The organism is Hymenobacter sedentarius, from assembly GCF_001507645.1.
GTDB classification, from domain to species: Bacteria; Bacteroidota; Bacteroidia; order Cytophagales; family Hymenobacteraceae; genus Hymenobacter; species Hymenobacter sedentarius.
Window position 1 is genome coordinate 4,086,947 of record NZ_CP013909.1, and the last position, 11,864, is coordinate 4,098,810.

The following is an 11,864-nucleotide window of genomic DNA, read 5'->3' on the forward strand; positions in this document are numbered from 1 at the left end:
GAGCCTTTTGTCCCCGTCTATTTTAGCTGAATTTTTTAGTATCCGTATGGTTTCTTTCGTTGTGGCCGTGGCCGAAAATGGCGCAATTGGGCTGAAAGGCGAGCTGCCCTGGGGCCGCCTGCCGGCCGACCTTCAGCACTTCAAGCGCCTCACCCTGGGCCACCCCGTGGTGATGGGCCGCCGCACCTACGACAGCCTGGGCCGCGCCCTGCCCAAGCGTCCCAATATTGTAGTCACGCGCCAGCCCAACTGGACCGCGCCCGGGTGCGAAACCGCCCCTTCGGTAAGCGCCGCGCTGGACCGGGCCCGCGAGCTGGATGAGGAAGTGTGCGTTATTGGCGGCGGCGAAATCTACCGCGAAGCCCTGCCCTACGCCGACGTCATTTACCTCACCGAAGTGCACCACCCCTTCGAAGGCGATGCCTTCTTCCCCGCCCTCAACCCCTCCGAGTGGCGCGAAGAAAGCCGTGAGCGCCACGAAGCCGACGAGCAGCACGCCTACCCGTTCAGCTTCGTAACGTTGCGCCGCCGCTAAGTCGGGCTTAAGAATCTGTTGAGATTATTTATAGGGATGCCAGCACGCTGTAGAGACGCGACACTTCGCGTCTCGGCGTCCGCGTTGCATAGCGCTTATTGAGCCGCGCATCGTTCAACGCCGAGACGCGAAGTGTCGCGTCTCTACAGCGTGCTGGAGACTGCAGATACCAATTCCAATTGCTGTTTAAGGCAGCAGCAGGATTTTGCCCGTGCTCTTGCGGCTTTCGAGCAGGCGGTGCGCAGCTGCTCCATCAGCCAGCGGGAAGGCGGCACCGATGCTGGCCGTGAGCTGGCCGTTGCGTATTAAGTCGAACAGCACGTTGGCCCGGGCAGTGCGCTCCTCGCGGGAAGTGAGGTAACTCCACAGGTCGCCGCCGGTCAGTGTCTTGGAGGTGTCCATGAGGTAGCGCGGGTCTACCGGAGCAGGGTCGCCGCCGGCCATGCCGAAGAATACCACCGTGCCGCCCACGCGGGTGGCGGCCAGGCTCTGGGGCAGGGTGCTGCCCACCGATTCGTACACCACATCAGCCCCAGGCCGCTCGGGCCGGTATTCCAGCACCAGCTGTTCCCAGGACTCAGTATACAGGAACACGGCTTCGGCCCCGGCGCGCAGAGCCTCCTGCCGCTTGGCTTCGCTCGAAGTCAGGCCAATGACGCGCCCGCCTTTGGCCCGGATTAGCTGCGTGAGCATTAGGCCTACCCCACCGGCCACGGCGTGCACCACGGCCAGGTCGTTGGGCTGCAGGCGGTAGCTGTCGGCGGTCAGGTATTGGGCGGTGAGGCCCTGCAGCAGCACGGCCGCGGCCTGCTCAAAGCTCACGTCATTGGGCAGGGGAATGAGGTGCTCCTGGGGCACTCGCACAAATTCGGCGTTGGCGTGCGGCACGTCGGCAAAGGCGGCGCGCTGGCCCATGTGGGCGCCGGTCACGCCGGGGCCCACGGCTACTACTTCGCCGGCTGCTTCGTAGCCCAGCAGGTAGGGCGGCTGGCCCACGAGGTGGTAGTTGCCGCGGCGCCGGTACACGTCGGCGTAGTTCAGGCCGATGGCGCGGGTGCGCAGCAGGACCGTGCCAGGCAGCACTTCGGGCCGCGGCACCGTGCCGTATTGCAGCACTTCCGGGCCTCCGAATTCAGAGAAATAGAGGGCGTGCATGGTATCGGGAGCGGCATTAATAGGCATAGTAAAGCTGGAAAAAGAAGGTGTACCGCCCTTGGGTATCGTGCAAAATAAACGCGGCCATCGTTGCCGATGGCCGCGTTTGCGAAAACGGGTCCTGAACCTGGGCGCTAGCGCATCAGCACCAGCTTGCCCCAATCGTTCTTGAAGGCTTGGTCTCCGGCGGTTTCGCGGCGGCCAAACTGCCCGGCCGGGTCATCCAGTGACACCCGGTAGAGGTAGGTGCCGTTGGCCAACCGGTCGCCGTAGGTGTCGGTGCCGTCCCAGGCAAAGTCGGTGATGTTGTTGCCGATGTGCAGGGGGCCCAATTCTTCCTTATAAATCTCGCGCACCACCCGGCCCGTCAGGGTCATAATCTGAATCTTCATATTGCGCGGCAGCTCATTGCCGGTCACGGTAAATACGAAGCGGGCCTTGCTGATAACCGGGTTGGGATACGGGTAAACGTTGGTGATTTTCGACGCCTTCACTACCTCAAACTTCACCTGGAAATCCTGCGAGCCGGCGTTGGCATTGCGGGGGTCGCGGCCCTGCACGCGCAGCGTGTACATGCCGTCATCGAGCGGCTTGCCCGCACCAGGGCGGTACTCCAGCTTAGCCACACTGCCTTGGGTGGCGTCTACGCTGAAGTTTATTTCCGGGCCGTTCAGGTCCACTACTACCGGAGTATTGGAGCCGGGCTTAAGCAGCGTAACGGTGAACACGGTGCGGTCGGTGAACGGGTTAAGCTTGTCTTCGTCGTTGAGCTGAATGTTGATAACCGGGGTCGAAGAAACCAGCTCGCCGTTGAGGATGTGGCGGCCGTCAAACGCCACGTCCAGGGTGGGCGGCACGTTGTTGTCGCCCACCGTGAAGGGGTCCAGTATCAGTTCGTTGTTGGTGTACAGCTGCTCGGGCTGAGTGCGCGGGTTCACAAATACCTCGATAACGAAGGTGCCATACTGCTTTTTCACATCCAAGCTCACGGGAATGGTGGCGGTGGCGCCGGCGGCCAGCACGCCCGGGAAGGTTACGTCGAGGGTTTTCACTACTGCTCCGGTGGTGGTGTTGCGCAGGTTTACCTGGGCCTTGAGCGGGGCCAAGAAATCCACATCCGACACGTTCTGAAACTTCACGTTGAAGGTAATGATGCCCTTATCGACCGCTTGCTGGGCCAGCGTGGCGGGGGCATAGCTGATGGCCGGCTCCAGGTCGCGCCGCACGATGCCTTCGGGCAGGCCGCGGTAGGTAACCAGCCACTGGCGCAGCTGTGGCGGGATGCGCGTCACGGAGTCGCCGAGGGCCAGCTCAAGCCGCAGGTACGGGTATTGAGCGGCCGAAACCGCCAGCGGCTGGGCCGACGACGTGACATTGGGCAGCACCACCGTTTCGCGGCCGAGCGGGTCAATGGCCACCACGCTCAGGGTGTGGTAGCCGCTGGGCGTAGCATTGCGAATGGTGGAGTACAGATTCAGCCAGTCTTTGGCCGGCCCGATGCGGGGCGACACGATGCGGCCGGCTGATGCGGGCTGCTGCAGCAAACCGCGCAGCTCAATAAGTTGATTGTAGGTCGGGGTGGCCAGGCTGCGGTCCGGCCCCACTTCACTGATGAGGCGGCCCGACGTAGCGGTAAGCTTCTGGCCCACCAGAGCCAGCGGCTCGCCATCGGCCAGCTGGGCAATTAGCCGCGAGCCCAGCAGGGTTTGCAGGGTGGCTTTCAGTGAAGCCGGCAGCAGCGAATAGCGCAGGCGGTTGGCCGATACCAAGGCCACATACGAGCCAGCTGGCACTGCCGCCAGGAAGCTGGCCAGCTGCTGCTGGCGCGTGGCGCTGTAGTTTAGGTTATCCAGCGTATCAAGTGGCGTGGTGCCGGTGGGGTCGCTGGCGGAGAAATAGTAGAAGTAATTGGGCGCCTGCCCGCAACGCTGGTACGTGCTGGGCATCGTCACGGAGCGCAGGCTGCCCGCTTCGTACACCGCCAGCAGCAGGTTGGGCGAGTTTACGCCGCATCCTACTACCGCCGGCATGGCCGCTCCCGCCGTTTGCAGGTAGATGCCAGAGGCGTTCTGCGAAGTGTTTTGGGCCGTGAACGTGGGTGCGCTGCGGGGCACGCCCCCACCCCGGGTGCGCATCAGGAGGGGTATTTGGTTGGGCACAAACGTCCAGGCGCCCGAGGGCACAGTCACATCCACCCCGGTGCGGGTGGTGCGCTGAAACTGGCCGTAGTGGCTCTGCGACCACCCACCCGGGCTGCTGGGAATAACGCGGAACGAAGAAGTAACCCAGCTGCCGTCTTCGCCGGGGGCCGGCGTATGAAAGCGGGCGCGCCAGTACCACACCACACTGTCGCGCGGGGCCACCGCGGGCAGCGTGGGCTGCCATTCAGCTACCACGCCCGCCGTGATGAGGGGGGCGCGCTGCACCAGGCCGCTGTTGAAAGTGGGCACGGTATCCAGCTCAAAATCGTAGCCGCGCTGCGGACCATTGCGGTCGTTGCTTTGCACCAGCAGCTTGGGCTGATTAGTGGTTACAATCGCAAATTCGTAGGGCTTGAGCACCGTGAGGCCACCCTGCAGGAAGGTGAAGTCAATCTGCGCCGAGTTGTTGGTTTCACTGATTTCAGCTACCCGGTTGTTGGGGTCCAGCTCCACCAGGAAGGTGCTGTTGCCGGCGTCGGCCAGCGTATTGGGCAGCGTGAGGGCATACGTGGTATCGCGAACCCAGGCTTGCCGGCGCGAGAACTGGTAAACCAGTGAGGGACGGCCGGCTATTTTGCGGGTCACCTTTATCTCCACCGGGTCGTAGGTAATCTTGCCGGGGTTCGACACCCCCACGTTCAGAATAAAATCGGTGGAGGAGCCCTTAACGGGCCCTTGCCCTGGCGAAGGCGTGATGGACAGCGTGGCGGCACTGGCAATAAAGTCGGGCCGCTCGGGCGCAAACAGCGCCAGGGCCGGGTCGCCCTGCCAGCCGGTGGCCAGCAGCTGCTCAATGCCGATGTCGTCGCTAAAATACGGGGTGTTCTGCAGGCGGCGCACCGCCTCATTGTGCACCGCCGTAATGGGCTTGCCGTACCACTGCGGGTTGTTGAACAGCAGCGTGTACATGGTATCCAAGGCAATTTCGAGCCGGTCGGGGTAGCTGAACCCGTACTCGCCTAACGAGCCCAACGCCCCTTTCCGGTCCGCAAACAGCCAGTCTTCGATGATGGTGGGCGCCGCGGTAAAGGTGTGGTTGGCAGCACAGCCGTTCATGAAGAAGAAGGGGTACTTGCCGGGGTTATTGTAAGAGGGGTCCGCCGGAGTGCCGAAATTCAGCGCGAAGGTGTTGTTGGAGCCGTGGCCAAAATACGTCATCAGGGAGATGCCGGCGTTCAGTTCGTTAGAAATATTAACGCTTACCGGCAGGGTTGACTGCCGGGATATGGTGGTTACCCGGCCACCAAAAAAAGGACGCTCTACCCGGTGCTTATTCCGGTCCATTATGCTCGTGAAATAGGCGGTCTCGCTCGCATCCTTTCCCCCAATCAGGTGCAGCACGTTTTTGCGCCAGGGCTCCGGGCCCAGGGCTTCGTGGGTGCGCAGCTTGCCCAAGTAGTTGATTATCTGCTGGGGCGTAGTCACGGTGAGGCGGCCGGTGCGCAGCTTGGGTACAAAATCGTTGGCCTGGAAATTGGCCGTAATCAGGTTATCAGACACCGCCCGCGAGCTGGTGGGCACCAGGTCCAGGCCCCGTTCGCCGGTGCCGCGGGCTGTCGTGCGCGTATAAGTTTCGTTGCGGTTGCTGCCGCCAATCAGCGGCTCCGACGGCACAATGCCTTTGCCCAGCAGCAGCAGGTAACGGTTAGCATTGGCGGGGGCGCCGGCGGCCAGCCAGAGGCCAAAGTGGCGCATGGCCAGCCACGACCGTTCGCCGTAGTGGAACTGGTCGTAGAGCTGCGCGGTGGTAATCAGCAGGGTATCGTAGCCCCCGCCGGCCGTGGAGGCGCGGTATTTGGCGTATTCTTTGGCCGCGTTGGCCACGCTGGTGCCGCCATCGGTAGCCGGGCCGTAGAGCTGGCGGTGCGATACAATGGCGAAGTTGACCGTGGCTTGGTTGATAATCCGAAACCGCACCTTGGTAGCGGCCGGGGGCACAAACGGACGCTGCGCATCGGCCAGCAGCAGCCGGCGCGACTGAGCCTGCGTGGCACTTGGAAACACAAACCGACGGCCCAGCGGCCCGAGGGTCTGGGCGGCAGTGGGCGCAATGCGCTGCACGTTCCAAGGGTCCTGAATGTCGTAGCCCACCACCGAGGCCGGAATGCTGTCGACCTCAAACGTGGCCGGGCCGCCCAGCAGCGAATCGTTGGCGAAGGCCAGCTGCCGGCGGGGCCCCAGCCAGCGGTTGGCCTGGGGCGCCACCACCCGGATGAAGGCCCGGCGGAACTTATCAGCCGAGGTGCCCGTGCCCGCCGTGCTGCCCGAAAGCCGGACGGTGACCAGTCCATTTGGCCCAATTTCGGCGCGTTGGAGCGCGTACTTGCCGCCGGCGTGGGCGTAGCTGTTAAACACTAGTCGGGCCAGGGAGCGGTACGTATTCGTGGCGGTGTTGAGCACCAGCACTTCCACGTTGTGCGGCGCGTTGGTGGCCCCTACTATTCGCAACTCCAGGCTGGGCGCGGGGGCGGGGCCCGTGGCGGGCACGGCCCGCAGTACAGTGTCGGTGGAAGTGGTGGCCACCCCGTTGAGCTGGCTCGAGAAATAGCCTTCGCCGGCTTCTACCCACGGCAGAAACGTCACGTCGCGCGGGGCGTCGCCAAAGGCTTCGGTTTCCAGCTTCAGGCTGCTGGCCAGGCGCCAGGCGTGCGGCGTGCCGCCGGCGGTCACCGGCTCGGCCATGCGCTTGGCTGCGGGGGCGGTGGGCCCGGGGTAGGTTAGGAAGTAAGCGGCGGTATCGGTGTAAAAGCTGTAGAGCTTGTGGGGCTGGTCGGAGGCGTTCTTGTACAGGTCGCGGTCGAGCTGGCCGTCGTTGCGCTGGCCGTAAAACTCCAGGTAGGTATTGGCATCGAACACGGTGCGGGCACCGCCTTGGTACACGGCCACTTCGCGGCCCCGGCGCCAGAGTTGCAGGCGGCTGGGGTCAATGTTGCTCAGGCCAGCCTGGGTCAGGTACTGGTAGCTCAGGCGGTGAATGCCGTCCTGCGTCACGCGCACCTTGTAGTACTGCTGGCTGGGCACTATCCATTCGTTGCCGTAGGGCCCCGACTGCGCCAGCGCCGCCGGCCCGCTCAGGGCCAACACCAGTAACCAAATCAACCACCCCAACCCCTTTTTTTTAGTAGTAGGTATGTTTTCCATTCTTAACTATATAGTCTTTTTTAGAGCGCATATCAACCAGCTTGGCACCCATGCGCAAGCAGGCCAGCTCGGGTAATTATTATTTGAGGCCGTAGCCCAACGACACGATAAGCGAGTTGGTTTGTGAGGCGCTGCCGAGCTTTTCGACCGCCAGGCGCGACAACGCCAGGTCGATGCGTAAGCCGCTTACGGCCACCCCCGCGCCGAGGCTGTACTGGCCCTTCCAGCTGCTGCCATAGGTGCCGCCGGCATTGGCGGTGAAATCCTGAATCTTCTGGTAGTTGCCGGCCCCGCCGCGCAAAAACACCAGGTCTTTGTAGCCCAATTCCAGGCCGATGCGGGGGTCCACGCTCACGGCGCTGGTCGAGATGGGCGTGTTGCGCTGGCCGTCGGTGGTAGTTTCCAGGTCGACGGCTACCAGGGCCGAAAACTCCTTGGGGAGCGCAAAGCGGCGGCCCGCCCCGAGCACAAAGCGCGGCAGCGTGATTTCGGCGCTGTTCTTGGGCGTGGGGTCATTGCCATTGGCAATGGTGCTGCTCACGCCCTTCTGGTATTCGTCGGCGTTGATGTTCCACTGGGTAAAGGTGGTGGTGATGTCGCGCGCCATCAGGCCCAGGTTCCAGCCCTTGTGGTTGTACTGCAGGCCGGCGTCGATGCCAAAGCCGTAGCCGTGGGCAAACTTGCCGATGTTGCGATAGATGATTTTGCCGTTGGCCCCCAGGCTCAGGCCTTCCACGTTGCCCAGCTTGCGGGCGTACGAGAGCAGCAGGGCGTAGTCGGCCACCGAGAAGAACTCAATCTTGCTGTAGTCGACGTAGCCGTACTCGTTGATGAGGTTGCGGGTGTCGGCAATGTTGTCGACGCCAAGGCGCATCACGCTCGCGCCGATGGCACTTTTGTCGTCCAGGGGCATGGAAAACGCCGCATAATCGTTTTTCACCACGCCCGAAAACAGCTCGGAATGCATCAGCACGCCGTCGTACTTGTGGGTTTGGTTCACCAGGCCCGCGGGGTTCCAGTAGCCGGCGGTGGCATTATCGGCCAGGCTCACCTGCACTTTGCCCATGCCCAGTGCCCGGGCCCCCACCCCAATGTTCAGAAATTCATTGCTGTACTTGGGCGTTTTGGTGGATTGCGCGGCGGCCGGGACTGCCAGCGCGGCCGTAGCGCCCATAAAAAGCAGCCTACGGGCGGTAGAGGAAAGTTGGAGCATATGCAAGACGGCGGGTTAGAATAGCGCCGACGGAACGCAAGTTACTTCATTATCGTGCGGCACTAAAGTGGCCCGCGCCCGCAAATACCGGGCCCCGCCCCAAACCGGCGGTGCCGGCCAGCATTCTGCTGGCGGCAGCCGGGCTTTGCGCGGGCCGTGGCCCGGACCGGGTTGGGCCAATAGCCTTCTGTTGCCGGGCCTCTTCTCGGATGAAATCGACCGACCAAAGCGTGGCTCAATAAAATTTCAGAGGGCAATAAGAGATATTCAGCTTTCTCTATCTTAAAATTTTCTTGCTGATTATCAATTATTAACGAAATTTATCCGCGATTATGCTGGAATTATTTATCCAGTACCTTGCGTTACAAAGTACCTACCATACATTTGTACTGTTTCTCACCCACTAGCTAATCGCAACGCCCATGAAACTCGAGAACACCCAGGTTCAGATGCGCAAGGGAATCCTTGAATTCTGCATCCTGGAAATTATCGCCCGCGGCGAAGCCTACGCCTCCGACATGCTGGAGGAGTTGACTTCGGCCCGCATGATAGTGGTGGAGGGCACGCTCTACCCGCTGCTCACCCGCCTTAAAAACGCTTCGCTGCTGGACTATGTCTGGAAGGAAAGCACCAGCGGCCCACCCCGCAAATACTACACCCTCACGGACTCCGGCCGCCAGTTTCTGGCCGAGCTGCGCGACACCTGGGAGGAAATGGCCACCTCGGTGGGCATCATCCGGCACAGCGCTCCGCCGAAGCCCGTTGCTTGATTATCGCCTTCTTTTTCCTTCTTCACTCACCAAGATTTAAACGGCTTTTTTTCAGCCTTTTACCATGAAAAAGAACATCAGTATTAACCTGCAAGGGATTATCTTTCACATCGAGGAAGACGGCTACGAAGTGCTGAGCCGCTACCTGGCTGAGGTGAAAGCGCACTTCGCCAACTACCGAGGCCACGAAGACATTGTGGCCGACATCGAAGGGCGGATTGCAGAGATTTTTTCGGCGCGCCTCTCCCCCATCAAGCAGGTCATCAGCCTGGACGACGTGGAGGCCATGACCGCCAAAATGGGCCGAGTGAGCGACTTTGCTCCCGACGCCGACGAGGACGACGAAGCCACCGAAACCACCAGCAGCCCCCTGGGCGCCGGCGGCTACACCACCGGCAGCACGTATGGCCAGACCAGTGCCTACGGCACCGCTACCGCCGCACCGGCCGCTACCGAACCCAAGCGCCTGTACCGCGACATGGCCCACCGCAAAATCGCGGGGGTGTGCGCCGGCATTGCCCAGTACTTCCTCATCAACCCCCTGTGGGTGCGTCTGGGCTTCCTGGCCTTGCTGCTCTTCCGCCCGGTGGTGAGCACCATCAGCTTCGGCACCGTGCACATGAGCCACAACGACGGCTTGTCGGGCTTTGCCTTCCTGACCTACATCGTGCTGTGGATTGCGCTGCCCAAGCGCTACGATGCTCCCACCCCGACTGACACCATGGTGAACAGCGGCCCGCTGGCCGGCCGCCGGTTGTTTCGCGACACCAGCACCGCAAAAATTGCCGGCGTGGCCAGTGGCCTGGCCGCCTACTTCAACATTGACGTGACCCTGGTGCGGGTGATTCTCCTGGCCGGCCTGTTTGCGGGCGGCTTCACCTTCCTGCTCTATATCATCATGTGGATTGTCTTGCCCGAAGCCAAAACGGTTTCGGACAAGATGCGCATGCGCGGCGACGCCGTGACCCTGGAAGGCTACGACAGCAGCCTGCGCAACAATGCCCTGGCCGCCGACGACCCCGTAACCACTAACCGCCCCGTGGGGGCTTTCGTGGAAGACGCTGCCCGCAGCCTGCGCCCGTTGGTTGACTTTATTGGCTCGGCCATTCGCATTGTTGCCGGCGTGCTCCTCACCATTGGCGGCTTCTCGCTGCTGCTCGCGCTGGCCATCATGCTGGGTGCCGGCATTGGGCTGATTCCGAACTCCGAGAATATTGTGGCCGGCGACGTGCCCGCCCACGTGCTGCTGAACGGCGTGCCCACCTGGGGCCTGCTGGCCGGCTTCTTTGCCGCCGCCATTCCGGCCCTGGCGCTGCTGCTCGCCGGCCTGAACCTGCTGCTGCGCCGCTCCCTGATGTCCCGTACCGTGAGCTTGTCGCTGCTGGGGCTGTGGCTGCTCAGCGTGGTGGGCGTCACGATGGCCATTGCCCAGCAAAGCCGCCAGTTTCAGTACGACGCCGAAGTAGAGCAGCTGGAGCGTTACCCCGCCATCAGCACCCCGGTCGTGATGCTGGACGCCCGCAACGTGGACCGCGAGTGGGAGCAGCACGTAGACGTGCGTCTCGCCGCCGCCGATAGCGGCCGCGCCGTGGAAGTACTCCGCACCTTGAGCGCCAAAGGCCCCAACGAAGAAACGGCCCGCCGCAACGCCCTCTCGTCCATCGACTACACGGTGCGCGCCAGCGGCGACTCCTCGCTGGTGTTCGACGACCATTTTTCCTTCCTGCCCGGTGCCAAGTACCGCAAGCAGGAGCTGGCCCTCACCATCCGCCTGCCCCGCGACCGCACGTTCCGCATCAGCTCCCGCTTTGCCCACAACATGCTCAACGACGAGAACTTTGTGAACGACCGCCGGCCCAACGACCCCGAAAACTACCGCTACCGCCTGCGCGGCAACCGCCTGGAGTGCGTTGGCTGCACCGAAAAGGAATTGGGCCGCACGGATAACGAGGATGATTCCGACATCAACATTGACTCCGATGATGACGACGACAATGACAACGACGGCGACTCCGACGCCAACAACAGCGGCACCACACTCAACTACGGCGGCGCTCCCTCCTTCGACACCGACCTGAACAGCTACGGCAGCGGCCGCCGCACGTTCTCAGAAGCCGGCTTCACGCGAGTGGATGTGGCCGGCGGCTACCGGGTGGTGGTGCGCCACAGCAATGGCTTTAAAGTAGAAGCCGGCGGCGAAGAAGGCGTGCTCAACGACATGCGGGTGGAGCGCGACGGCAACACCATAAAAATCAAGCCCCGCACTAGCGTTTCCTTTTTTGGCCGCAACTGGAACCGGCGCGAACAAAAGGTGCTAATCCGCATCGACATGCCCAACGTGGAAAACCTGGAGCTGAACGGTGGCGTGGAGGCCGACCTCGGCGGCTTCGACCGGCAAGACCGGCTGCATGTGCAGCAGGCTGGCGCCAGCCACCTGCGCCTCAACGGCAACTACGGCACCCTGAAAATTGAGCAGGCCGGGGCCTGCCGCACCACCGCCACCGGCCGGGCCGATGTGCTCGACCTCGACGCCGCCGGTGCCTGCGAGCTGGCCGGTGCCAACCTGCAAACCCGCACCGCCACCGTGGACCTGGCCGGCGTGTGCAAAGCGCGCCTCAACGTGAGCGAAAGCCTGCGCGGCGACGCCGTGGGTGCCAGCGAAATTGCCTACAGCGGCAAGCCCAACAGCGTGAAAGTAGACGCCACCGGCCCCTCCAGCATCAAGCGACTGTAGAGCGTGGCAACCCCCTGGCCGGCCAGCTGCTACCAGTGGGCTGGCTGGCCCAATCCGGGAGGCGCATCACTAATTTTCAGGTATTTAACCAGCCTTCACGCAACTTTCGCCGTAT

Annotated in this window: 6 protein-coding genes; 3 read left to right on the forward strand and 3 right to left on the reverse strand. The window is 62.6% G+C overall.

Annotated elements, in window-relative coordinates:
- Positions 1-46: 46 nt before the first annotated feature.
- On the forward strand, positions 47-535 hold the full coding sequence (locus AUC43_RS16870; protein ID WP_068196337.1) for a dihydrofolate reductase: 489 nt from the start codon (positions 47-49) through the stop codon (positions 533-535).
- A gap of 186 nt (positions 536-721) precedes the next feature.
- Here AUC43_RS16870 and AUC43_RS16875 read toward each other — a convergent pair whose 3' ends face one another.
- From AUC43_RS16875 to AUC43_RS16885, 3 genes are all read right to left on the reverse strand, one after another.
- Positions 722-1,717 carry a quinone oxidoreductase family protein gene (locus tag AUC43_RS16875; RefSeq protein ID WP_199243463.1) on the reverse strand — a complete coding sequence of 332 codons (996 nt, stop codon included), beginning with the start codon at positions 1,715-1,717 and terminating at the stop codon, positions 722-724.
- A gap of 107 nt (positions 1,718-1,824) precedes the next feature.
- A complete protein-coding gene (gene porU2 / locus AUC43_RS16880) occupies positions 1,825-7,032 on the reverse strand; it encodes a putative type IX secretion system sortase PorU2 (RefSeq protein ID WP_082685158.1) in 5,208 nt (1,735 codons plus the stop codon).
- A 79-nt stretch (positions 7,033-7,111) separates the two neighbouring features.
- Positions 7,112-8,245, reverse strand: a complete 1,134-nt coding sequence (locus AUC43_RS16885; RefSeq protein WP_157781141.1) for a putative type IX sorting system protein PorV2 — start codon at positions 8,243-8,245, stop codon at positions 7,112-7,114.
- A 422-nt stretch (positions 8,246-8,667) separates the two neighbouring features.
- Between AUC43_RS16885 and AUC43_RS16890 the strand changes: the two genes are divergently transcribed.
- Together AUC43_RS16890 and AUC43_RS16895 are read left to right on the forward strand one after the other, a co-directional pair.
- Positions 8,668-9,015, forward strand: coding sequence for a PadR family transcriptional regulator (locus AUC43_RS16890; protein ID WP_068196345.1), 348 nt, complete (start codon positions 8,668-8,670; stop codon positions 9,013-9,015).
- 64 nt (positions 9,016-9,079) lie between these two features.
- Entirely contained in the window at positions 9,080-11,749 is a 2,670-nt protein-coding gene (locus AUC43_RS16895; RefSeq protein ID WP_068196348.1) for a PspC domain-containing protein, read from the forward strand.
- The last annotated feature ends 115 nt before the right edge of the window (positions 11,750-11,864 follow it).

What these genes read in the sequence shown, in the direction of transcription:
- AUC43_RS16870 (WP_068196337.1), top strand. Translation starts at nt 47, where the DNA reads ATGGTTTCTTTCGTTGTGGCCGTGGCCGAAAATGGCGCAATTGGGCTG.
- AUC43_RS16875 (WP_199243463.1), bottom strand. Translation starts at nt 1,717, where the DNA reads ATGCCTATTAATGCCGCTCCCGATACCATGCACGCCCTCTATTTCTCT.
- AUC43_RS16885 (WP_157781141.1), bottom strand. Translation starts at nt 8,245, where the DNA reads ATGCTCCAACTTTCCTCTACCGCCCGTAGGCTGCTTTTTATGGGCGCT.
- AUC43_RS16895 (WP_068196348.1), top strand. Translation starts at nt 9,080, where the DNA reads ATGAAAAAGAACATCAGTATTAACCTGCAAGGGATTATCTTTCACATC.
- AUC43_RS16890 (WP_068196345.1), top strand. Translation starts at nt 8,668, where the DNA reads ATGAAACTCGAGAACACCCAGGTTCAGATGCGCAAGGGAATCCTTGAA.
- porU2 (WP_082685158.1), bottom strand. Translation starts at nt 7,032, where the DNA reads ATGGAAAACATACCTACTACTAAAAAAAAGGGGTTGGGGTGGTTGATT.